Here is a 21611-nt window from a genome sequence, read left to right on the forward strand (position 1 = left end):
CTCACATCCCGTGCTTGATGCCGCGATCGATCAGCAGCCAGTTAGCCCGATAGGAAGTGACGAAGCCGACCAGCATGGCGATCTGCATCATGAACCAGAACGAGACGCTGAAGGCGGTTATCTCCGCCAGCCAGAGCTGCAGCGCGATCAGCATCCACAGGTACATGCCGGTCTGAAAGGCGATCAGCGAGAGCGTATCGGCCTTGATCGCGTTCTTCAGCGCCTCGCCGCGACCAGCGTCGCTCATCGCGCGAATCGGCAGATATTGAAACAGCACGCCGAAGAGATAGGCGCAGACGAAGGCCAGCGCGAAATGACCGACGACGCTCGAGCCGAGTAACGCGAATCCGGTGAGCGTGGCGAGGGGCGAGGCGATGATGTCCCCCAGCGTGCAGCCGCCGCCGCAGTGGGTCGCCGAGACGAACACGCTCTGCCACTTGGGTTTGTCGCCGCCGTGAGGCTGATGCCCTTCGTGGCCCCCGTGACCTTCGTGCTGAGCGCCGCCGTGAGAGTGCGATGCTTGGGCCGAGACGAGCGGCGCGCGCCCCATTCGCCGGTAGGCGAACCAGCCGATGACCGGCATGTAGAGACCGGTGATGGGCCAGGTCACGTTCATGACCTTCATGGGCTGTGGGCGTTTCGAGACATCGATGGCGATCGCGATCGCCGTGACGATTCCTGCCAGCAGGCAGATCCAGGACCCGAAGGTCAGCATGCTCAGTCACTCCCTGTCGACTGATGATGAGCGTGTTAACGACCGTCGGTATAGAACTCACCGGCGTCCTGGACAAGTCGCGACACGCTCACTGCGCAATATCGTTCAATAACGTCGCCTTCGGCCTCGCTAGGCTCCTCGTCTTCTTTTCGAGGAGCCTTCCCATGTCGCCGACACTGCTCGCCTCCATGGCCGCTTTCGCCCTCGCCGCGTCGCTCTCCCCCGGCCCGGTCAATCTGGTCGCGCTCAGCGCCGGCATGCAGCATGGCTTTCGCCACAGTCTGCGCCACGTGACGGGGGCGACGTGCGGTTTCACGCTGCTGCTGATCTTGATCTGGGTCGTGCTGCAGCCGCTGCTCGCCTGGCCGACGGTAATGACGACGATCCGCTGGCTGGGTATCGGTTTTCTGCTCTATCTCGCCGTGGGCATGGCGCTCGACGACGGCCACCTGACATCGCGCCCGCTGGCGGTCGCCACGTTTCGCCGCGGCGCACTGATGCAGTGGCTCAATCCCAAGGCCTGGATGGCGAGCGCCGCTGGGATTGGCGCCTTCACCTCGGACGCTGACGTTCTCGGCGTCGCGCTTTTCGCACTGCTGTTCTTTCCCATCTGCTATGCGAGCCTCGCCGCGTGGGGCGCGCTGGGTGCGTGGCTTCGCCGGCGGCTGCCGGAACCGCGCAAGATCCGCTGGGTCAATCGCTCGCTGGCCTTGATGCTCGCCGCCAGCGCGATCGGTCTTGCGGTCAACTAGCGCGGCGAAAACGATTCGGCGTCGTCGCCGTGACGCGTTTGAAGATGCGCTGAAAGTGCGCCTGATCGGCGAAGTGCCAGTCGTGGGCGACCTCGGCGATCGGCCGCCCGGCGCTCAGCGCCTCTCGCGCTCGGCGAATCCGGCAGTCGAGCAGGAAGGCATGCGGGGTGATGCCGTACTCCCGTTTGAAAAGGCGCACCAGATGGCTTGGCGTCATCGCCGAGCGCTCCGCAAGCCAGGCAAGCGTGAGCGGCTCGGCGCAGCGCTGACGAATCAGCGCCGCCGTGCGTGCCAGCCGGGTGCTTTCCGGGTGGCACTCGCGCGGGTCGCTTCGCGAATGCGCGAACAGGCCCCGAAAGAAGTCCCGACAGGCGAGCGTTTTACTGGGCGCCGTGGCGTGGTCGTCGAGCAGCAGTCGACACAGCCGGATCAGCGCCGCGTAGAGCGTCACGTCTCGCGTCGCGTGGAGCGCCAGCGGTCGAAAACCGCGCGCCCCCTGCAGTGGCGAAAGCCACGCCGGATCGACGTGGAGCATGTAGTACGACCAGGGCGTGCCGTCCGTCGGGTTGCAGGCGTGAATCTCCCGCGGATTCATGATGACCACCGCCCCTCGAGTGACCGGCACCGCTTGTAGCGACTCACCGGGCACCTGGTACTCGAAGAGACTCCGCCCGCCGGTGACGGCCCCGATGGAGAAGCTGTCGTGGCTGTGCCGGGCGTAACCGACACTCTCCCCCGCGCGCGTCTCGCGCAGTTCCAGAAATGGCAGCGCGGGGTGACGCCAGAAGCGCATCGACCCGGACGGTGTCATACGTCGACTCACGCCGACGGCACCTCGCCCCGCACGGCGAGGCAGTGGCGCTGGACCGACTCCTCGATCACGCGACCGGCGTCGAGCAGAATCTCCTGACCCCAGAAGGCGGAATAGGCGCTGTCGATGGAGAGCGGCGCGAGCCGCTCGCCGATCTGCACGACCGCCGAGGCGGGCAGCGGGATGTTGTTGGGATAGGACCACATGAAGGAGGCCATGCGATCCGGCGTCACCAGCAGGGTGTCGCCAGTGAGAAGGATCCCTCGCTCGGCCCAATGGAGGACGCAGGCCCCGGGGAAGTGGCCACCCAGCCGGTGCAGCATCAGCCCCGGTAGCGGCTCGAGCGTTTCCCCCTCCCAGAACTGCAGGCGCGAGTCGGGAATCGTCACCCAGTCGCGGTCGGCGGCGTGGACGTGAACCGGGCAGTCGAACGCCTCGCCCCAGGCGGCCATGGTCGAGAAGAAGTGGGGATGAGACATCGCGATGGCGTCGATGCCGCCGAGCCCTTCGATCAGCTCGAACGTCGCCTCGTCGAGCAGGCTGAGACAGTCCCACAGCAGATTGCCCGCCGGCGTGCGCAGCAGAAAGGCACGCTGGCCAATGGCGATCTTCGGCACGCTGGCGAGCGCCAGCAGCCCCGGCGCCATGTGACGAAAGGTATTGGTATGCGCCGCAGAGAGCTGGCTCGCAGTGGTCCAGCGCTGTCCTTCGACGGGCACGAACTGGCGCTCGTCCTCGCAGATGTCGCAGTGCGCCGGCGGCTCGGCGCTGTCAGGGTACTGCACGCCACAGGTGGCGCAGATAAAACCAGGGTGCTGCATATCGACCTCCTGTCGGCGCGCGCGAGGTTAGCGCCCCGTCCGACCGACACAATAGCGCGAACGCCGATCCTCGACATCGGGACCATCGACGCATGTCGCCCGTCGAGTCCTCGAGAGAGTCCAACGATCCGGGGATGATCGCGTTAAAATGCCTGCGGGGTAGCGGGGTCTCGAGTCATCCCGGGCAAGGTCGAACGCGCGATAGCCGGGTTTGGCGCTGACGATCGCTCGCCCCCAAGCGTCAAGAATTCATCCATAGGAACTTCCATGAAAAAGAGACTGGCCCTGGGCCTGCTGCTGCTGAGCGGTGCCCAAATCACAGGCGTGCAGGCACAGGAGTGCACCACCGAAGCCCTCGTCCAAGCCAACCACCGGTTTCAGGAACAGATCGTCTCCTACGGCCAGGCCCATTCGGAAGATCCCGATACGGCGATGCAGAACATGAAGCAGGCGATGGAGGAGGCCCACGTCGAGTCGACCCTCAAAGCGCATGAAGACGAATTCCAGACGCTGGAACCCGGCTCGGGTAACAAGCCTTCCCAAGCGCTCTGCGACGATGTCTTCCAGATGTTCGACGATTTTGACGCGAAGGTAGCCGAGCTCGACTGACACCGTCAGTCATGTTCGGCAGGACCAAAGAAGGCCGGGGCCGTTTGCGCCCCGGCTTTCGCGTTGCAAAACCGCTAACGCCGAAGCGGCGGATTCCGCACTCGCCCCCTCGCCGAATCGAGGGCTAGACGCGGATATCCTCGGGGCCGCGAATCTCCGCCTGGATGCGCGTACCGGTGTCACGCTCCTCGTTGGAAAAGCCGTCGAAGCGCGAGAGCTCGCCGAAGTCGAGCTGCGCCAGCGCTGCGATACGCGCCACGCTGCGCTGGTAGGTCTTGTACTGTCCGAACAGAAAGCCGGGACCGAGATCCTCGAGCTCATCGGACTGGTCAATCATGTACGCCGTGGCCGAGGGGCGGCCGTCTTCGCCGACGAAAGCGACCACTTTCCAGTACGCCTCGGGAATGCGAATGCCGCGATAGGTCCGGTCGGCGTCGCGAAACACCGGCCCGGTGAAGATGCTCAGACGCTGGCGGTCGGCGCGGGCGTGCTCGAGCAGATAGTCCTCCAGCCCCAGCCAGGTCTGCTGATTGAACGCCGCCATCTGCGGGGCGCAGTTGGTGAAGTGGAAGGTATCGGCCTCGGCGCGCTCGGCCTCCTCGCCCCAGTTCGCCGAGGTACGCCGCACCAGGTGGCCGCGATCCAGCGGATTGCGCGAATAGACGTTCGGCCCCGCCTGCAGCGAGGCATCGAGCCTGGGGTCGAGCCGCCAGTTGTCGCTGCGGGGCACGCTGGTCAGCGAGCGGCCATCGAGGTTGAGCGCGGTGAAGATCGCCAGCCGCCGGGGGCGCGACATCACGATCGAGAAGTGGGTGTAATCGAGCCGGCCATCGTCGCGGCCGGGCACCGGCGTGACCTCATCGGCCCGCTCGCCCACCGGGGTCGGCAGCGGCAGGTCGAAGCCTTCGAGGAAGTCGGTGGCATAGCCTTCGCGGTTTGCTAGAGAGCCTTCGCGGTCTGACAGAGAGCCTTCGCGGTCGGCGAGAGCGCCGGCGCGCGCCAATCTCGCAGAATCTTGCGACCCCGCCGCCGTCGGCCGCGGCGTGATCAGCGGGCGCATCTCTCTGAGCGTTGGGCGAACGGTTGTCTTCACCGACATGACAATCTCCCGGTCGGGTAGCGAGAAGAATGAGCGAGTCGAACCGACAGCGCCGCCGTCGGTTCGACTCGACGGCGGCGCTCGACGGACGTCACTTCCAGAAGTTGCTCTTCACCAGATCGACGACCTCGCTCATACGACCGTTGAGCACCGCCTTGCCGGAGTAGAGCGCGGTCGAGGTGACCTGGCCCGGCTCGACCTTCGGCGGCATGACCAGCTCCATGCGGTTGACCGTGACGTCGAGAATGCCCGGGCCCGGATGCGCCAGCCACTCGGCAATGGCGTGGTCCAGCTCGTGCTTCTGCTCCACCTTGCGCCCCCACAACCCCATCGCCTGGGCAAGCTGGCCAAAGTCGGGATTGTCGAGATCGGTGTAGCTGTCGAGCAGCCCGTCGACCTTCTGCTCGATCTCGACGAAACCCAGCGAGCTGTTGTTGAAGACCACGATCTTGAGCGGGATCTTCTCCTGTTTGAGCGTCAGCAGATCGCCCATCAGCATGGTCATGCCGCCGTCACCGCACATGGCGATCACCTGGCGCTGGGGAAATGCCTTCTGGATACCGATGCCCTGTGGATAGGCATTGGCCATGGTGCCGTGCACCAGGCTCGACAGCGTGCGGCGCTGCCCGTTGGTGCGAATGTGACGCAGCATCCAGACCATCGGGCTGCCGGCGTCAGCGGTAAAGATGGCGTCGTCGTGGGCCGCCGCGTTGAGCGCCAGCGTCAGCTCCTGCGGATGAATCAGGTCGTCATCGTCGGACTGATGGGCATCGTGCGCGAGCGCCTTGGCGTAAGTCTCGCGACAGCTGTCGAGCCACTGGGTGTCCGTCTTCTCATCGACGAGCTGGGCAAGCGCGGCGCAGGTATCCCGCACGCTGCCAACGAGGCCGACATCCACCGGATGGCGCCGGCCGATCTGCCCCGGGTCGATGTCGACCTGAATGATCGTCGCCTTCTCGGGGTAGAACTGGGTCCAGGCGAAGCTGCAGCCGAGCAGCAGCAGCGTGTCGCACTCCGCCACGGCGCGGTAGCCGCCGGCCAGGCCGAAGACCCCGGTCATGCCGACGTCGAAGGGATTATCCGGCTCGATGAAATCCTTGGCGCGGGAGGTCCACGCCACCGGCGCGTTGAGCTTGGCGGCGAGCGCCAGCACCTCGCCGCGGGCGTGCTCGCAGCCGAATCCCGCAAAGATCGAGACCTTGCCACCGGCGTTTAGCGCCTTGATCGCCGGCACCAGCTCTTCGGCGTTGGGGCGGATCACCGGGTCGAAGCGATGTGCCCGGTAGGGCAGGTCGTGGCTCGGCGTCTGGGTGAAGAGATCACCGTGGACGATGAGCACCGCGACGCCGTTCTTGGCGATCGCTTCCTGCGCGGCGAGGGCCGCCATGCGCCGCGCCTGATCCGGATTGATGATCGACTCGCAGAAAACGCTGTACTGGGCATAGATCGGCTTGGGGTCGACGTCCTGCGGGAAGCCGACGCCGGTGTCCGCGGTGCCTACCTGGGATGCGATCAGCACCACCGGCGAGCCGTTGCGGTGTGCCTCGAAGAGGCCGTTGACGAAGTGCAGCGTTCCCGGCCCGCAGGTGCCCGCGCAGAGCGTGAGGTTGCGGGTCATGTGCGCCTCGCCGCCAGCGGCAAAGCCACCGACCTCTTCGTGACGCACGTGGACCCAGTCCAGATCGCTGCGGCGGATGGCGTCGGTGAAGTGATTGATGGTATCCCCGACGACGCCATAGCAGCGCTTGGCACCGGCCTCGGATAGTGTCTCGACCAGAATCTCGGCGACGTTCTGACTCATGCTGGCGACTCCTTTCGCGGTCCAGGCAGACGGTCTGTGCAACCGGTCCCTGCCAGCGACCCGGATGAACCCCGCGAACGCGGGTGATGAACGGGAAAACCCTCGTCGCGGGTCTCGCTCCGCGAGGAACGAACGCACGACGACGGTTTTCAGCGTAGTTCGCTCAGGGCGAGGCGTGGGTGTTTGTGCCGGACCCGGCATCCCGTCCCTGACGGATGCCGGGGCAATGACGATGGCTAGGCCGACTGCGGCGCCTCGGGAAAGCGCGGCGGATGCGCCCGCATGTAGGCGTCGCAGGCGCGCAGCACGCGAACGTCGTCGTGCTTGCCACCGGCGAGCTGAAAGCCGATGGGCAGCCCGGCCCGGGTGAAGCCGCAGGGTACCGAGGCCGCCGGCTGCTGACTCAGGTTGAAGGGGTAGGAGAACGGCGCCCACTCTTCCCAGTCGCGCATGCCGCTATTCGGCGGCACCTCGTGATTCACCGCGAACGGGGAGATCGGCACGCTTGGCGTCATCAGCAAGTGGTAGCGCTGGTTGAACCGCTCCAGCGACTGGGTGAACGCGGCCCGTTGGCTCAGCGCCTGAAAGAGATCCAGTGCACTCCAGTCGCTGGCGTGCTCGGCGTTGGCGACCAGCCCCGGGTCGAGACGCTCACGGTCGGCCTCGCTGCACTGCGACCAGAAATCCCGCGAAGCGGTGAACCAGAGCTTCTGGAAGATGCCAAGCGGCGACTCGAACCCCGGGTCGATCTCCTCGACTTCGGCACCGAGCGCCTCGAGTCGGCTGGCGGCCTCGCGCACCGAGGTGGCGATCTCCTCGTCCACCTCGGCGTAACCCAGCGTCGGCGAGTAGGCGATGCGCAGTCCTGTCAGATCGCGGCCGAGATCGGCCCCCCAGTCTTCCGGCTGGCCCCGCGCCGCGTAGGGGTCGCGGTAGTCATAGCGGCCGATCACGTTGAGCAGGCGGGCCGCGTCGGTCACGCTGCGGGTGATCGGGCCAAGATGCGAGAGCGTCGCCTCGGTGGCCGGCGGCCACTGCGGCGTCCAGCCATAGGTGGGCTTGAAGCCGAAGGTACCGGTGAAGGCGGCGGGAATGCGGATCGAGCCGCCGGAGTCGCCGCCCTGGTGCAGCACCCCCATGTTGAGCGCGGCCGCCGCCGCCGCACCGCCGGAGGAGCCGCCCGGCGTGAGTTCGGTGTTCCACGGATTGCGCGTGGCGCCGAACACGCGGTTGTCGGTGACGGCTTTCCAGCCGAACTCCGGCGTATTGGTCTTGCCGAGGATCACCGCACCGGCCTCGCGCAGCATGCGTGCCGGCGGACAGTCGTGCTCGCAGAGCGCCTTGGACGTCGTCAGCGAGCCGCCGCGGGCGGGCATACCGGCGACCTCGGCGAGATCCTTCATCGAGACCGGAATGCCGTCGATGGGGCTTAGCGGCGCGCCCTTCTTCCAGCGCTCGGTCGAGGCCTTCGCGGCCGCCTCGGCCCCCTCTTCATCGACATGCACGTAGGCGTTGACCGCCTCGTTGAAACGCGCGATGCGTCCAAGCGCCGCGCGGGTCGCCTCCAGCGGCGAGGCCTTGAGGTTCCGGTATGCGTCTTCCAGCTGTACGGCATCGAATGTGCCGAGATCGTTATCGCTCAAGTGGCCTCCCATGGCGTTTTTGGCGTTCGTCCTTGATTCGAGCCTCCCTGACGCGAGCGGCGCCCGTCACGACCTGTCCCGATGCAGGCTAGTCCGCCTCTGCCCGGGCATGCAAAGTCGCGATGCGGTTGGGCGGCGATGCGCCAGACACGTCATGCGGCCTCAGAAGTCGTGACTGGTCTCGACCGCGCTACCCGAGCCGCCGCGACGCCGTGTCAGATGCAGTCTTCGGGTCAGGCGGATGACCGGGCGGATCAGCATCTCGAGACTGCCGATCAGAAACAGCCAGGTCCCGTAATAGGTCAGTGATTCGAAGAAGAACAGAAAGCTGCCGACGACGAACCAGATGCCGATGAGCACGTCGTTGACGATGCTCAGCGTCTCGTAGCGCTGGCGAATGACCAGCTCGTCATGCCCGAAGTGAAGCGTCTTCGTTCGTGGCTGCTGGTTACGGTTGTCCTCGTTCATGCGTGAAGTTCCCTGAAGATGGATGGCACACGCCGGCCGACCGCGGCCGACGTCGCCCCTACCATAGCGGCTCAAGCCCATGCGTTGCTGCCTGAAAGTGGGGATACGGACATCGGCGGGCGATAGCGAGCGGGAAAAACGGCCCGAAGCGCCAAGACGTATTACGCTGAGCGGGGATTGCTGGCGATGTCTCGCGACACCGTTTCACTCTTTCCTTCGAGAGGTAGCTCCATGGCAGAGAATACGCAGCAGGACCCGGCGACGCCGCTGGACGGTGGCGCCAATCCGCAGGGGGACGCCCCCGCCGCCGAGAACACCACCATGTTCATCTTCGGGGCCAACGGCGATCTGGTGAAACGACTGCTGATTCCCTCGCTCTACCATCTCGACCGCGACGGCCTGCTCGACCCGCGCATGCGCCTCGTGGGCATCGACCTCGCCGAACAGGATGACGCCAGCTTTCGCCGCCATTTCAAGGAATTCCTCGCCGACAAGGCGGCCAAGAGCCACGCCGAAGGGCGCAAGAGCGACGTGGGAGATGCGGCCTGGGGTCAGTTCGAACAGCGGCTCCATTACCTTCAGGGCGACTTCACCGACGACGCCGTTTACGCGAAGATCAGCGAGCAGATCGACACCGGCGAGACCGCCAGCGCCATCTTCTACTGCGCCACCGGCTCGCGCTTTTTCGGCGAGATTGCCACCCGGCTCGGCAACGCCGGGCTGATGCGCGAAAGCCGTGACCACTATCGCCGTCTGATCGTCGAGAAGCCGTTCGGCCACGACGCCCAGTCCGCCCGCGAGCTCAACGCCCAGCTGCTGGGGATGATGAAAGAGGATCAGATCTACCGGATCGATCACTTTCTGGGTAAGGAGACGGTGCAGAACATTCTGGTGGCGCGCTTCGCCAACGTGCTGTTCGAGCCATTCTGGAACAACCACTACATCGATCACATCCAGATCACCGCCGCCGAAACCATCGGCGTGGAGAAACGCGCGGCGTTCTACGACAGCGCCGGTGCCACGCGGGACATGGTGCCCAACCATCTCTTTCAGCTACTGGCGATGGTCGCGATCGAACCGCCCGCCTACTTCGGTGCCGATGCGCTGCGTGGCGAAAAGTCCAAGGTGTTGAGCGCGATCCGCCCGTGGTCGGTGGAAGAGGCCGCCGCCAATTCCGCCCGCGGCCGCTATGCCGCCGGCGAGATCGACGGCGAGACGGTGCCGGGCTATCTCGACGAGGAGGGCGTGGCCGCCGACAGCACCACCGAAACCTACGTCGCCATGAAGGTGATGGTCGACAACTGGCGCTGGATGGGCGTCCCCTTCTACCTGCGCACCGGCAAGCGCATGAGCGCCCGCGATACCGAAATCGCCATCTGCTTCAAGCAGGCGCCCTACGCCCAGTTTCGCGATACCGAGCTCGAGCGCACGGCCTCGAACTGGCTGATCATTCAGATCCAGCCCAACGAGGGCATGTGGTTCGACTTCCAGGCCAAGCGCCCCGGGCCGGAGCTGCATACCGATACCGTCAAGATGGGCTTTGGCTACAAGGACTTCTTCGACCTGCCGGCAGTGACCGGCTACGAGACGCTCCTCTACGACTGCCTCACCGGCGACCAGATGCTGTTCCAGCGCGCCGACACGATCGAGAACGGCTGGCGCGCGGTGCAGCCCTTCTTCGATGCCTGGGCCCAGTCACCGGCGGTGGAAGACTACGCCGCCGGCGCGGACGGCCCCGAGGGCGCCTTTTCACTGATCGAGCGTGACGGCCGCGAGTGGCATCAGGTGGGCCAGCCCACCGGTCCCGGCGTCGCACCAGTGCCCGCCTCTCGTGACAAGGCGCCGCCCCACGCCTCTCGTGATAAGGCGCCACCCAACGCCTCGCGTGACAAACCCGGGGGCGCGTCGCGGTGATCGGACGCCGTGATCCGACAGCCGCTGCCCCCAGCGCCAAACGGAGCTGGCTTGCGGTCGCCGCCATGTTCGCCCTCAATGGCGGGCTATTCGGCACCTGGGCCTCGCGCATCCCGTCGGTCACCGCGCGCCACGATCTCGGCGGCGGCGAGCTCGGCCTGCTCCTGTTGATGCTCGCCATCGGCGCGATCGCCTCCTTTCCGCTCGCCGGGCGCGCCGCGGACCACTTCGGCGCCGCGCCCGCCACGCTCGCCATTGGCGTCGGCTACGCCGTGGCGCTGCCGCTGATCGCGCTGGCGCCGAGCGTCCCCTTCCTCGCCGTGGCGCTATGCCTGTTCGGCGCCGGACACGGCGCCATGGATGTCACCATGAATAGCTGGGCCGGCGAGGCGGAGCGCTTCATTCAACGCCCGGTGATGTCGTCGTTTCACGCCCTGTGGAGCCTCGGTGCCGGCGTCGGTGCGCTCAGTGGTTTCGCCGCGACCTCGCTGGGTCTGGGGCTCGTCGCGCACTTTTTCGTCATGGGCGCCACGCTATGGGCGACGGCGAGCTGGCTCGGTCATATCGGCTGGCGCTCGGAAACGCGGGATCGCGCGCCGGGCGCACGACGCTTCCCGCTGCCCCGCGGCGCACTGTTCTGGATCGGGCTGGTGGCGATGTGCTCGGCCCTCGGCGAAGGGGCGATTGCCGACTGGAGCGCGCTCTTCCTGGTCAGCGTCACCCGGGTGAGCGAGGCGCAGGCGGCGCTGGGCTACGCCGTCTTTTCAGTGGCGATGGTGGCGATGCGGCTGGTTGGCGGCGTGGCGATCTCCCGGCTGGGTGCCGTGCGCGTGGCTCGGCTGGCGGGTTGCCTGGCGTTCGCCGGCGTGCTGCTCGCCGTACTCTCCGGGCAGTTCGGCGCGGCGCTCGCCGGGTTCGCGCTGCTGGGGCTTGGCTACGCGATGATCATGCCGCTGGCATTCACCCGTGCGGCCAACGACCCGGAAACGCCACCGGGTGTCGCCATCGCGAGCGTCGCCACCCTGGGCTACGGCGGCATCCTGATCGGCCCGCCGCTGATCGGCTTTACGGCGCACTTCATCACCCTGCACTACGCCTTCGCGCTGCTCGGCGTGCTGGCACTGGTGATCATCGCCAAGGCATCCGCGCTGGCGCCGCCAACCTCCTCGGCCGGCGGGGCCGAGCCGTTCCCCCAATAGCAGATCGATGGACGGACTGACGGGCGGCGCGAGCCGACGCTACTGCACCAGCTCATCTCGCCAGGAGTGAATCGGCGCGAAACCGACCAGCCGGCGGGCCTTCTCGATGCTGTAGAAGGTCTCGAACTCGCCCATCTCGCGCTTGAGCGGTACCCCCGAGTAGAACCGTTCGCTCACCTCGGCAGTGGTGAGGCTCACCGAAAGGTCGTCATTCGCCACGTTGAATACCTGATAGCCCAACCCGTCCGTCTTCAGACAGCAGTCGACCATCTGCCCGAGATCGCGGGCGTCGATATAGGCGAAGATATTGCGACGGCGAAGGGCCGGGTCCTCCATGAAGGCCGGGAACTTCTCACGGTACTCATGCGGCTCGATCACGTTGTTGATACGCAAGCCATAGACATCGATGCCCGAGCGCGCCTGAAAGGAGCGTGCGGTGACCTCGTTGACCACCTTGCTCATGGCGTAGCTGTCCTCGGGGACGGTGGGATGCGCCTCGTCCACCGGCAGATAGTCCGGCTTTCTCTCGCCATTGGCAAAGCAGATGCCGTAGGTGGTTTCGCTGGAGGCGAAGATCACCTTGGGAATACCCAGCTTGGTGGCGGCATCCAGCACGTTGTAGGTGCTCAGCGTGTTGATGCGATACGTCTCGTTGTCCGGCCGGTGCAGAATCGCCGGTATGGCCGCGAAGTGGACGATGGCATCGTAGCTCGGCACGCCGGTGCCCGGCTCCAGCTCATCGAGGCTGGCGTAGGCCTGGCAGGCATTGAAGACCTGCCCGGCGTCGGTCAGATCGGTCGTCAACGACACGATGCCAGGCGTGTCGGACGGCGCCCAGTCCAGATTGGTGATCTGGTGTCCCTGATCGCGAAGATAGGCGGTCGCATGACGACCCGCCTTGCCGCTACCGCCGGTAAACAGAATGCGCATGAAGTTCTCCGTTGGGTGGAACGCTCATGACACTCTAGCAACGGATGGGGCGGTCCGCCGGAAGACAGCCGCGGGTCAGCTGTCATCGATCACGAGCGGTCGCGCCATCGACTTCTCGCCGCGCGCTTGGCGTTGACCGTCAACGTCCGATCGCGCCCACCGTCGCGAGAGCCGCGATCTTTCTGGACGCGAAGGCGATTGCCATCATCGGCGGTCGCCGGACCCACGACTGTCTCTCACGCTGCCCTCACGCCGTCAGCCGACCTAGCGCGAAGCCGGCGATGGCGGTGTCCTGTACGCCGGTGCCGGTGAGATCGCAGACGGTGATCTCGTTCGGTTCCCGACGTAGCGGCTGGCCGTTGGCGATGACGCGGCCGAGTTCGAGTACCTTGAACGGCGGCGTGTGGCCGGCGTAGGCCTTGAGCTCCCCGTTGGTCTCGCTCTGGGCGCGGGTATCGGCGATGAAGTGATCCGCGCGCGTCATCACCGAGGTGTCGAGCTCGCGCTTCTCGGGGCTGTCCGAGCCCATGGCGGTAACGTGGACGCCTGCCGGCAGATGCTCGCCAAAGAGCAGCGGCGCCCGCGACGGCGTGGTGGTGACGACGATGTCCGCGTTGGCGCAAGCCGTGCCGATCTCGTCGTGCACCGCGACCGTCACACCGTGGCGCTCGCGCATCCGCGCAGCGTAGACGCCGGCTTTCTCGGCGTCGCGAGCCCAGACGTCGATATGCGCGATGTCGCGCACCAGCGTCAACGCGGCGATCTGCAACTCGGCCTGCACGCCGGCGCCTAGCACGGCGACGCGGCGGCTCTCTTCCCGGGAGGCGTGCTTGGCGGCAATGGCCCCGGCGAGCGCGGTGCGCACGTCGGTCAGATAGCCCTCATCGAAGAGCACCGCCTCGACCACACCGGTCTTCGCGGAGAAGACGATCATCAGCCCGTTGAGGCTCGGCAGACCGAGCTTGGGGTTGTCGAAGAAGCCCGGGCTCACCTTGATCGCAAATGCCGCGTTGCCCTTGATGTGGGCAGTCTTGACGTCGACCTCGCCATTGGACTCCGCGATCGGCATGGAGAGGATCGGCGGCTGGACGACGTTGCCCTCGCCCAGCGCGCGAAAGCCGCGCTCGACGGCCTCCAGCGACTCGCGGTCGAGGGCAACGACGTTCTGGATCTGCTCGCGGTTGTAGAGCTGCATCCTCACTCCTGACTTATTGATAACAGTAGTTCGATCTCATCGCGACGCTCGCCTCCAGCGATGCCGGCAACGCCCCGTTCAGCGTTCAGGGTAGTCGACCAGCGTTCGCGCTCGCATCAGCGTACCGGCGTCGACGCCGTTGCCGGAGACGATCAGCGCGATCGTCTCGCCGCGCACGTCGATGCCGTGCGCTTCCAGCGCGGCGAGGCCGACCACCGCTGCCCCTTCGACCAGCATCTTCTCGTGCTCGAAGAAATGCAGCATGGCGCGGGCGATGGCCGTCTCGGAGACGCGGTAGTGATCGTCCATCACCTCGCGCACCAGCGCATAGGTGCAGCGATTGTCGAGCCCGATACCGCCGCCGAGGGAGTCGGCAAGCGACGCTTCCTCCTCGACCTCGACCGGCCTGCCCGCCGCGAGGCTGTCGATCATCGCCGCGCCCTTCTCCATGCTGACGCCGGTCACGTGCACGCCAGGGTTGATGCCCTTGAGCGCCCGCCCGACACCGCCGAGCAGGCCGCCGCCGGAGAGCCCGATCAGCGTGCGGTCGAGCTTGGGCAGATCCTCCATCAGTTCCAGACCGATGGTGCCCTGCCCGGCCGCGATCAGCGGGTCATCGAAGGGCTCGATCAGCGCCATGCCCGCCTCACTCACCAGTCGCCTCGCCTCGACGAAGGCGTCGTCCTGGGAGCGACCGATCACCCTTGCCTCGGCGCCGAGCGCCTCGATGGCGGCGACCTTGTTGGCCGGCACCAGTTCGGAGACACAGATCACCGCCCGCGCGCCGAGGCGTTTCGCTGCCCACGCCACGGCGCGGCCGTGATTGCCAGTGGAGGCCGTGGTCACGCCGCGTTCGAGCTGATCGGGCGAGAGCGAGGCGATCTTGTTGAGCGCGCCGCGGAGTTTGAACGCCCCGCTCGGCTGCAGCGTTTCGAGCTTCAAGTGGATGTCGGCGTCAAAGCGCGCCGACAGACTCTGCGAGTGGATCAGCGGCGTGCGCGCGGCCTGACCCTGGATGCGAGCCCGGGCCAGATAGATGTCGTGCAGGGTGACGGGGTCGGACATGTCGGCTCCCGAATCGGAACGGTAAAACGACGGCATGGCAAAGCGGCAGGATGAATCGCTTCACCCTGCCGCAGGTTCACGCCGACATCCATGCGCGTAGCGGGATCGTAGGGCAACACACGCTTGATCAGCCCTTGGGATCGCCGTTGATCAGCCCTTGAGATCGCCGCTGCGCGTCAACTCGTCGGTCACCCGGTCGATGGCGCGTTTGGCGCGGCCGATCACCTCGTCCACTTCGTCGCGGTCGATGACCAGCGGCGGCGCAAAGCCAAGGATGTCGCCGTTGGGCATGGCGCGGGCGATCAGATTCTCCTCCAGTGCGGCGGCGGCGATTCGGGGGCCGACCTTGAGCGCCGGGTCGAAAGGTACGTGGGCGCCTTTCTGCGGCGCGAACTCCAGCGCCGCCATCAGCCCTTCGCCGCGGACATCGCCGACCAGCGGATGCTCGCCGAAGGTCCGCTGCATGGCGGCGTTGAAATAGGCGCCGGTCTCGGCGGCGTTGCCCACCAGATTCTCGCGCTCGATGATGTCGAGGTTCGCCATTGCGGCGGCGGCGCCCAGCGGGTGGCCGGAGTAGGTCCAACCGTGGCCGATGGGGCCGAACTCGCCGGTGCCGTCTTCCAGCGCTTGCCACACCCGTTCGCCGACGATCACCCCGGAGAGCGGCTGATAGGCGCTGGTCAGCCCCTTGGCGATGGTCACCAGGTCCGGCTTGATGCCGTAGTGCTGGAAGCCGAAATCACTGCCCAGGCGCCCGAAGCCGCTGACGACCTCATCACTGATCAGCAGGATGTCGTAGCGCTCGAGTACCGTCTGGATCGCCTCCCAGTAACCTTCCGGGGGCGGAATGATGCCACCGGTCCCCAGCACCGGTTCGCCGATGAAGGCACCGACGGTCTCCGGGCCTTCGCGCTGGATCATCGCCTCGAGCTCGGCGGCGCAGTGGGCAGAGAACTCGCGCTCACTCATCTCGCCCCGGGGCCGGCGGTAATAATACGGCGCCTCGGTATGCAGCACGCCGTCGATGGGCAGGTCGAAGTGCTGGTGGAACGCGGGCAGCCCGGTAAGCGAGCCGGCGGCGATGCTGGACCCGTGATAGCCGCGATGGCGCGAGATGATCTTTTTCTTCTGCGGACGACCGGTGACGTTGTGGTAGTAGCGCACCAGCTTGATCTGCGTCTCGTTGGCGTCGCTGCCGGAGAGCCCGTAGTAGACGCGGTTGAGACCATTGCCCGCGAGCTTGGCGATGCGCTCGGAGAGGGCGATCAGCGGCTCGTTGGAGTGGCCGACATAGGTATGGTAGTAAGCCAGCTCCTTGGCCTGCGCGTAGATCGCATCGGCAATCTCGGTGCGCCCGTAGCCGATGTTGACGCAGTAGAGCCCGGCGAAGGCGTCGATCATCTCGCGGCCGTCGCGGTCGACGATGGAGATGCCTTTACCGCCGGTGATGATACGTCCCGGCGCATCGCCCTGGGCGAAATCGCGCAGGTGGGTGGAAGCGTGAAAGGTGTGGCGGCGACTGCTGTCGATCAGGTCGGCAGTGGAAACTCGCGTGTCTGACATGGGGCTACCTCAGGGATGACGCCGGCTGAATGCCGGTGGCCGAGCGGCGGCATCGCCGCCCGGTCGATGAAAAATGAGTTGAGGAAACGGCACCCGGCGTGCCGCCTTGGCTCAGGAGGAACTGACGGAGGGCAAATTGCCCAGGCAGTAGTACTTGGTGTCGAGATACTCCTCCAGGCCCTGCGCACCGCCCTCACGGCCAAGCCCGGACTGCTTCACGCCGCCGAAGGGAATCGGTGCGCCGGTCATCTTGACGCTGTTGACGCTCACCATGCCGTATTCGAGCCCGCGCATCAGTTTCCAGATGCGACGCACATCGGTGGTGTAGACGTAGGCGGCGAGACCGTATTCGGTATCGTTGGCCAGTCGGAGTGCCTCTTCGTCCGTGTCGAAGACACCGATCCCCGCCACCGGCGAGAAGGTCTCCTCGCGGAAGACGCGCATCTCCGGGGTGATGTCGGCAAGCAGCGTGGGCACGAAGAAATTTTCCCCCGGAGCCCGCCGCTGGCTGCCGAGCTGGCGGGCGCCTCTGGCGACACCGTCCTCGACGATGGCGGCGGCGGCATCCACGGCGCGCTTGTGGATCAGCGGGCCGATGTCGCTGTTCTCCAAGCCGTTACCCACGCTGAGCGCATCCATGTGGACGACGAAGCGTTCGACGAAGGCGTCGTAGATGCCCCGCTGGACCAGGATGCGGTTGGCGGCGAGACAATCCTGCCCGGCGGTCTGGAACTTCGCCGCCACGGCCTCTTTCGCCGCCGCGTCCGGGTCCATGTCGTCGCAGACGATGAAAGGCGCGTTACCGCCGAGCTCCAGCGACATCCGCTTGACGTTGGACGAGCTCTGGCGCATCAGCAGCTTGCCGACCCGGGTCGAGCCGGTGAAAGAGATATTGCGCACCCGGTCGTCGCTGCAGAGCACCTCCGACACGGTCGCCGCATCGCCGGTGACGACGTTGAACACGCCGGCGGGGATACCGGCGCGCTCGGCGAGTTCCGCCAGCGCCAGCGCCGAATAGGGCGTCTCGTTAGCGGGCTTGACGATCACCGGGCAGCCGGCGGCCAGCGCCGCCCCCGCCTTGCGGGTGATCATCGCCAGCGGGAAGTTCCACGGCGTGAACATTGCCGCCACGCCCACCGGTTCCTTGATCGTCCCCAGCGCGGCATCGGGAATGTGGCTGGGAATGGTCATGCCGTAGGCGCGCTTGCCCTCCTCGGCGAACCACTGGATGAAGCTCGCGCCGTAGTCGATCTCGCCGCGGGCGTCGTCGAGCGGTTTGCCCTGCTCACGGGTCATCAGGTAGGCAAGGTCCTCCTTGTGCTGATGCAGCAGGCGATACCAGGCGTTGAGCTTTTCGGCCCGCTGGTTGACGTTGAGGGCACGCCAGCCGGCGAAGGCGTGCTCGGCGGCGGTGACCGAGGCGGTGATCTGCTCGGCTTCAAGCAGCGCGCAGTGGCCCAGCGTCTCGCCGGTGGCGGGGTCGACGACGGCCTCTTCCCGGCCCTGGGAGCCGTGGGTCCATTTGCCGTCGATGTAGGCGTACTGGCGGAATAGCCGCGGATCGTCGAGCTTCATGTCATCTCCAGCGTCGCGACCGGCGAAAGTGCCGGTCGATACGAAAAGGGTCGGAGCGGGCATAACCCGCCGATGCCCCCAGCCTACGCCTGACGGCGTCGGTTGTTTTTTCGTCCTGCGCTGTCCGACCTGGCGTTTTTTTTGGAAAGCGGCCGTGCGACCTCCGGTTTTTTTGGCGGTGACGGGGCACTCAGGCGCGTGGCGTCACGCTCAACCCCCCGAGAGCACACAACGGAAGGCCTCGATGGCGTGCGGCAGACGCTCGTCGGGCACTTCGGCGGCGGCGACCCTACTGTTGCCTCGACAACTTTCTTACTGAGACTTTTCCCCGACAACGTCCCCCTACAACGCAACGACCCGGCCACATGGCCGGGTCGTTGTGGTCTTGCTCGCCCCCCTTCCCTACTCGTCGAGCGATAGCGCCGGTGGCCCTTCCCGCTTCACGGTCTTGGTGACGATGTAGGTGAAGTAGCGCTCGATCCCCAGGTCCGAGACCAGCCAGGCGTCGATGAGGCGCTGATAGGCGTCGATGCTCTCGGCGTCGACGCGCACGAGATAGTCCATGCCGCCGCCGATGGCATAGCACTCCGCCACCGCCTCGGTGTCGAGCGCCAGTCGCTCGAAGCGGGCGAGGCTTTCGGCGCTGTGCTGCTTGAGTTCGACCTGCACCCACACCGGCGTGCGTTTGACGATGGCGTCCGGGTTGAGCCGCACGCTGTAGCCCTCGATCACCCCGGCCTTCTCGAGACGTTTGACCCGCTCCCAGCAGGGGCTGACAGAGAGATTGATCGCCTCCGCCAGCCGCGACTTGGTGATCCGGCCGTCGTGACTCAGGATCTGGAGGATCTTGAGATCGTAGCGGTCGAGCTTCATTCGGCGCGTGGCGACAGGGGAGCGTCCGTCTCGCCGCCGTGACTCGAGGCTCTGGCCAGCGACTCGACCACCTCGGCGATCACCGCGATGGTGTCGCCCATGCCAACCTTGGCCGGAAAGCGCCGGGCGATCAGCACCCCGTCCCGCTCAGCGTGATAAACGACCGGCTCGGCGCCGGTGCGGGTCATGTCATAGACCCTGGCGATGACGTCGCCGTGCGCCACCGTGTCGCCCAGCGCCACGGTCAGCTCCAGCAGCCCGGCGTGCTCGCTCTGCACGTAACAGCTCGCGTCCGGCATATCGAGATAGGTCATCGGTTCGGCGGGCGCCGCCTCGTCGCTCTCGCTGGGTTTGCCGGCCAGCAGTCCGTAGTGGACCAGAAAGCGGTGAACGCCCCGCTCGGTAACGGCGAGGCTCTGCGGCGTCGAGGTGCCGCCACCGCCGAGTTCGGTGGTGACGAAGATCTTGCCCTGGGACTCGACGGCGGTGTCGTAGAGTCGCGTGGCGTCGAGCTCGAACATCATCATCGCGTAGGGCGCACCGAAGGCGATGGCGCCGGCGAGGCTCGCGTCTTCCTGCGCCAGATCGTCGAGCCGGTGCGCGGCGGCGAACGGGACGATGTCCAGGGTGCGTCCGCCGGAGTGCAGATCCAGCGCCACGTCGCACATCGGTACCAGCACGCGGCTGAAGTAGTCGGCGATCTGGCTGGTCACGCCGCCGTTGGGGTCGCCGGGAAAGCTGCGGTTGAGGTTGCCGCCGTCCAGCGGCGAGGTGCGCTTGCCCGCTTCCGCCGCCGGGACGTTCATCATCGGCACGATGATCACGCGGCCTCGCACGTCTTCCGCCTTCAGCGAGCTTGCGAGCTTCAGCAACGCGGTGATGCCCTCGTACTCGTCGCCGTGATTCCCACCGGTCAGCAGCGCCGTCGGCCCCTCGCCATTGGCGACCACGGTGATGGGGATCATCACCGCTCCCCAGGCGGACTCGTCCACGGAAATGGGGAGTTTCAGAAAGCCGTGCTGGACACCCTCGGCATCGAAGTCGACGGTGGCGCTGATAGGGCTGGGGCGCGTGGACATGGTCACTCTCCTGGATTCTTAAGGGCGATCATCGGGCCGCCCGACCCGACGCGCGACATTGACGGTGTGGCGAAGCGCGGTGCGATCTCACTTCACGAAGAGCTGGCGGGGGAACTCGCAGAGCGGTTCGGCGCCGTTTTCGGTAATCAGAATGCTCTCGGTGATCTCGAGTCCCCAGTCGTCCATCCACATGCCGGGCATGAAGTGGAACGTCATGCCGGGCTCGAGAATCGTCTCGTCGGAAGGACGCAGGCTCATGGTGCGCTCGCCCCAGTCCGGCGGATAGCTGATGCCGATGGGGTAGCCGCAGCGGGCGCCCCCACGGTCGAAGCCGTACTTGTCCATCGCCGCGCCCAGCGCCAGGGCGATATCGGCGCAGCGATTGCCGGGCTTGGCGACGGCCAGACCGTTCTCGATCCCTTCGAGCAGCGCCGATTCGCCGCGCAGAAACTCCCTCGGCGGCGTCCCCAGAAAGACGGTGCGCGACAGCGGCGCGTGATAGCGCTTGTAGCAGCCGGCAATCTCGAAGAACGTCCCCTCGCCCTTGCGAAACGGGGTGTCGTCCCAGGTCAGGTGCGGGGCGGCCGCGTCGCTGCCAGTGGGCAACAGCGGCACGATGGCCGGATAGTCCCCGCCGTAGACGACACCGTTGGGGTCGGTCCACCCCTCGGTGCCCACGCGGTAGATCTCGGAGACCAGCTTACTCTTGGCGAGTCCGGGCTCGATCATCTCGATGATGCGGCTGTGCATGCCTTCGACGATGCGCGCCGCCGTGCGCATATAGGCGATCTCCTGGGGCGACTTGATCGCGCGGCACCAGTTGACCAACGCGGTGGCATCCTCGAGATGCGCATGCGGCAGCTGCTTGACCAGGCTGACGTACGCCTTGGCCGAGAAATAGTAGTTGTCCATCTCGAGCCCGACGCAGCCGTTGTGCCAGCCGTACTCCGGCAGCACCGACTGAGCCAGATACTCCATCGGGTGCATCTCGGGATTCTGGACGTAGTAGTCCGGGTAATAGCGCACCCGTTGCTCGTCCATCCAGCAGGTTCGCCAGGCGCCGTTGGCATCCTGACGTCGACCGTACCAGACCGGCTCCCCCTCGAGTCCCACCAGCACGCACTGATGGACATAGAACGACCAGCCGTCGTAGCCGGTCAGCCAGGCCATGTTGGAGGGGTCGCTGACGATGAGGACGTCGAGCCCGCGACTGGCCATCGATACGCGAACCTTGTGCAGGCGGCTGGCGTACTCTTCACGGGTAAAAGGCAGGGAAACCTGGAACATGAGGCGACTCGACTAACGAAACCGAATTGTAAGGACGCAGGCCGTCGAGGGGATCGAGCCAAACCTGTCCTGCCACTTGCCGGCCGAGGTGTGAAATCGCCGCTGGCGCGGTGCGCCGTGGCGATTGTCGACCGTTGCATCGCCAACGATAGTAGCATCGCCTCGCGTGGCGCCGTCAAAAGCTTTATTGCCTCTCACGCCGGTACCCGCGC

At 66.2% G+C, this 21611-nt stretch carries 19 protein-coding genes; 4 read left to right on the forward strand and 15 right to left on the reverse strand.

What is annotated here, in order from left to right; all coding sequences use genetic code 11:
* Position 1 precedes the first annotated feature (1 nt).
* Positions 2-715, reverse strand: coding sequence for a DUF4396 domain-containing protein (locus tag DOM41_RS03425; protein ID WP_110685451.1), 714 nt, complete (start codon positions 713-715; stop codon positions 2-4).
* A 164-nt stretch (positions 716-879) separates the two neighbouring features.
* Between DOM41_RS03425 and DOM41_RS03430 the strand changes: the two genes are divergently transcribed.
* A complete protein-coding gene (locus DOM41_RS03430) occupies positions 880-1467 on the forward strand; it encodes a LysE family translocator (RefSeq protein ID WP_110685452.1) in 588 nt (195 codons plus the stop codon).
* Here the strand turns inward: DOM41_RS03430 and DOM41_RS03435 are convergent.
* On the reverse strand, positions 1460-2278 hold the full coding sequence (locus tag DOM41_RS03435) for a helix-turn-helix transcriptional regulator (protein ID WP_110685453.1): 819 nt from the start codon (positions 2276-2278) through the stop codon (positions 1460-1462). The genes DOM41_RS03430 and DOM41_RS03435 overlap by 8 nt on opposite strands.
* A gap of 8 nt (positions 2279-2286) precedes the next feature.
* Positions 2287-3099 (reverse strand): MBL fold metallo-hydrolase, encoded by an 813-nt coding sequence (locus DOM41_RS03440; RefSeq protein ID WP_110685454.1) that lies wholly within the window; start codon positions 3097-3099, stop codon positions 2287-2289.
* Between the two features lie 267 nt (positions 3100-3366).
* On the opposite strand from DOM41_RS03440, the gene DOM41_RS03445 reads away from it, so the two are divergent.
* The gene (locus DOM41_RS03445; protein WP_110685455.1) at positions 3367-3708 is read left to right on the forward strand and encodes a hypothetical protein; all 342 of its coding nucleotides are present in this window, start codon (positions 3367-3369) and stop codon (positions 3706-3708) included.
* A gap of 124 nt (positions 3709-3832) precedes the next feature.
* Here DOM41_RS03445 and DOM41_RS03450 read toward each other — a convergent pair whose 3' ends face one another.
* The 4 genes from DOM41_RS03450 to DOM41_RS03465 form a co-directional block, all read right to left on the reverse strand.
* On the reverse strand, positions 3833-4807 hold the full coding sequence (locus DOM41_RS03450; RefSeq protein WP_110685456.1) for a DNA/RNA non-specific endonuclease: 975 nt from the start codon (positions 4805-4807) through the stop codon (positions 3833-3835).
* Positions 4808-4898: 91 nt separating this feature from the next.
* Positions 4899-6608 carry a thiamine pyrophosphate-dependent enzyme gene (locus DOM41_RS03455; protein WP_110685457.1) on the reverse strand — a complete coding sequence of 570 codons (1710 nt, stop codon included), beginning with the start codon at positions 6606-6608 and terminating at the stop codon, positions 4899-4901.
* Positions 6609-6844: 236 nt separating this feature from the next.
* Positions 6845-8251: an amidase gene (locus DOM41_RS03460; protein ID WP_223160923.1), complete on the reverse strand. Its 1407-nt coding sequence runs from the start codon at positions 8249-8251 to the stop codon at positions 6845-6847.
* 162 nt (positions 8252-8413) lie between these two features.
* Positions 8414-8719, reverse strand: a complete 306-nt coding sequence (locus tag DOM41_RS03465; protein WP_110685459.1) for a YrhK family protein — start codon at positions 8717-8719, stop codon at positions 8414-8416.
* Positions 8720-8950: 231 nt separating this feature from the next.
* Here DOM41_RS03465 and zwf point away from each other — a divergent pair, with 231 nt between their 5' ends.
* Both zwf and DOM41_RS03475 read left to right on the forward strand, forming a co-directional pair.
* A complete protein-coding gene (gene zwf, locus DOM41_RS03470; RefSeq protein WP_110685460.1) occupies positions 8951-10633 on the forward strand; it encodes a glucose-6-phosphate dehydrogenase in 1683 nt (560 codons plus the stop codon).
* Positions 10630-11832: an MFS transporter gene (locus DOM41_RS03475; RefSeq protein ID WP_245391725.1), complete on the forward strand. Its 1203-nt coding sequence runs from the start codon at positions 10630-10632 to the stop codon at positions 11830-11832. Before zwf ends, DOM41_RS03475 begins: the two co-directional genes overlap by 4 nt.
* A gap of 39 nt (positions 11833-11871) precedes the next feature.
* Here DOM41_RS03475 and DOM41_RS03480 read toward each other — a convergent pair whose 3' ends face one another.
* From DOM41_RS03480 to doeA, 8 genes are all read right to left on the reverse strand, one after another.
* The gene (locus DOM41_RS03480) at positions 11872-12762 is read right to left on the reverse strand and encodes an NAD-dependent epimerase/dehydratase family protein (RefSeq protein WP_110685462.1); all 891 of its coding nucleotides are present in this window, start codon (positions 12760-12762) and stop codon (positions 11872-11874) included.
* 247 nt (positions 12763-13009) lie between these two features.
* Entirely contained in the window at positions 13010-13957 is a 948-nt protein-coding gene (locus tag DOM41_RS03485) for a cyclodeaminase (RefSeq protein WP_110685463.1), read from the reverse strand.
* A 78-nt stretch (positions 13958-14035) separates the two neighbouring features.
* Positions 14036-15022, reverse strand: coding sequence for a hydroxyectoine utilization dehydratase EutB (gene eutB / locus DOM41_RS03490; protein WP_110685464.1), 987 nt, complete (start codon positions 15020-15022; stop codon positions 14036-14038).
* 150 nt (positions 15023-15172) lie between these two features.
* Entirely contained in the window at positions 15173-16585 is a 1413-nt protein-coding gene (locus DOM41_RS03495) for an aminotransferase (RefSeq protein WP_110685465.1), read from the reverse strand.
* A gap of 111 nt (positions 16586-16696) precedes the next feature.
* On the reverse strand, positions 16697-18160 hold the full coding sequence (locus DOM41_RS03500; protein WP_110685466.1) for an NAD-dependent succinate-semialdehyde dehydrogenase: 1464 nt from the start codon (positions 18158-18160) through the stop codon (positions 16697-16699).
* 402 nt (positions 18161-18562) lie between these two features.
* Entirely contained in the window at positions 18563-19033 is a 471-nt protein-coding gene (locus DOM41_RS03505; protein WP_110685467.1) for an Lrp/AsnC family transcriptional regulator, read from the reverse strand.
* Positions 19030-20112: a N(2)-acetyl-L-2,4-diaminobutanoate deacetylase DoeB gene (gene doeB / locus DOM41_RS03510; RefSeq protein WP_188112353.1), complete on the reverse strand. Its 1083-nt coding sequence runs from the start codon at positions 20110-20112 to the stop codon at positions 19030-19032. Before doeB ends, DOM41_RS03505 begins: the two co-directional genes overlap by 4 nt.
* Before the next feature lie 87 nt (positions 20113-20199).
* Positions 20200-21399, reverse strand: a complete 1200-nt coding sequence (gene doeA, locus DOM41_RS03515) for an ectoine hydrolase DoeA (protein WP_110685469.1) — start codon at positions 21397-21399, stop codon at positions 20200-20202.
* Positions 21400-21611: the final 212 nt, after the last annotated feature.

Source organism: Salinicola aestuarinus, from assembly GCF_003206645.1.
Classification (GTDB): Bacteria; Pseudomonadota; Gammaproteobacteria; order Pseudomonadales; family Halomonadaceae; genus Salinicola; species Salinicola aestuarinus.

Bases quoted from the DNA above. Each gene is read 5' to 3' on its own strand.
- DOM41_RS03430 (WP_110685452.1), top strand. From the start codon at position 880: ATGTCGCCGACACTGCTCGCCTCCATGGCCGCTTTCGCCCTCGCCGCG.
- DOM41_RS03505 (WP_110685467.1), bottom strand. From the start codon at position 19,033: ATGAAGCTCGACCGCTACGATCTCAAGATCCTCCAGATCCTGAGTCAC.
- DOM41_RS03425 (WP_110685451.1), bottom strand. From the start codon at position 715: ATGCTGACCTTCGGGTCCTGGATCTGCCTGCTGGCAGGAATCGTCACG.
- DOM41_RS03440 (WP_110685454.1), bottom strand. From the start codon at position 3,099: ATGCAGCACCCTGGTTTTATCTGCGCCACCTGTGGCGTGCAGTACCCT.
- DOM41_RS03450 (WP_110685456.1), bottom strand. From the start codon at position 4,807: ATGTCGGTGAAGACAACCGTTCGCCCAACGCTCAGAGAGATGCGCCCG.
- DOM41_RS03465 (WP_110685459.1), bottom strand. From the start codon at position 8,719: ATGAACGAGGACAACCGTAACCAGCAGCCACGAACGAAGACGCTTCAC.
- DOM41_RS03435 (WP_110685453.1), bottom strand. From the start codon at position 2,278: ATGACACCGTCCGGGTCGATGCGCTTCTGGCGTCACCCCGCGCTGCCA.
- zwf (WP_110685460.1), top strand. From the start codon at position 8,951: ATGGCAGAGAATACGCAGCAGGACCCGGCGACGCCGCTGGACGGTGGC.
- DOM41_RS03500 (WP_110685466.1), bottom strand. From the start codon at position 18,160: ATGAAGCTCGACGATCCGCGGCTATTCCGCCAGTACGCCTACATCGAC.
- DOM41_RS03485 (WP_110685463.1), bottom strand. From the start codon at position 13,957: ATGCAGCTCTACAACCGCGAGCAGATCCAGAACGTCGTTGCCCTCGAC.
- doeA (WP_110685469.1), bottom strand. From the start codon at position 21,399: ATGTTCCAGGTTTCCCTGCCTTTTACCCGTGAAGAGTACGCCAGCCGC.
- DOM41_RS03445 (WP_110685455.1), top strand. From the start codon at position 3,367: ATGAAAAAGAGACTGGCCCTGGGCCTGCTGCTGCTGAGCGGTGCCCAA.
- eutB (WP_110685464.1), bottom strand. From the start codon at position 15,022: ATGTCCGACCCCGTCACCCTGCACGACATCTATCTGGCCCGGGCTCGC.
- DOM41_RS03480 (WP_110685462.1), bottom strand. From the start codon at position 12,762: ATGCGCATTCTGTTTACCGGCGGTAGCGGCAAGGCGGGTCGTCATGCG.
- DOM41_RS03455 (WP_110685457.1), bottom strand. From the start codon at position 6,608: ATGAGTCAGAACGTCGCCGAGATTCTGGTCGAGACACTATCCGAGGCC.
- DOM41_RS03495 (WP_110685465.1), bottom strand. From the start codon at position 16,585: ATGTCAGACACGCGAGTTTCCACTGCCGACCTGATCGACAGCAGTCGC.
- doeB (WP_188112353.1), bottom strand. From the start codon at position 20,112: ATGTCCACGCGCCCCAGCCCTATCAGCGCCACCGTCGACTTCGATGCC.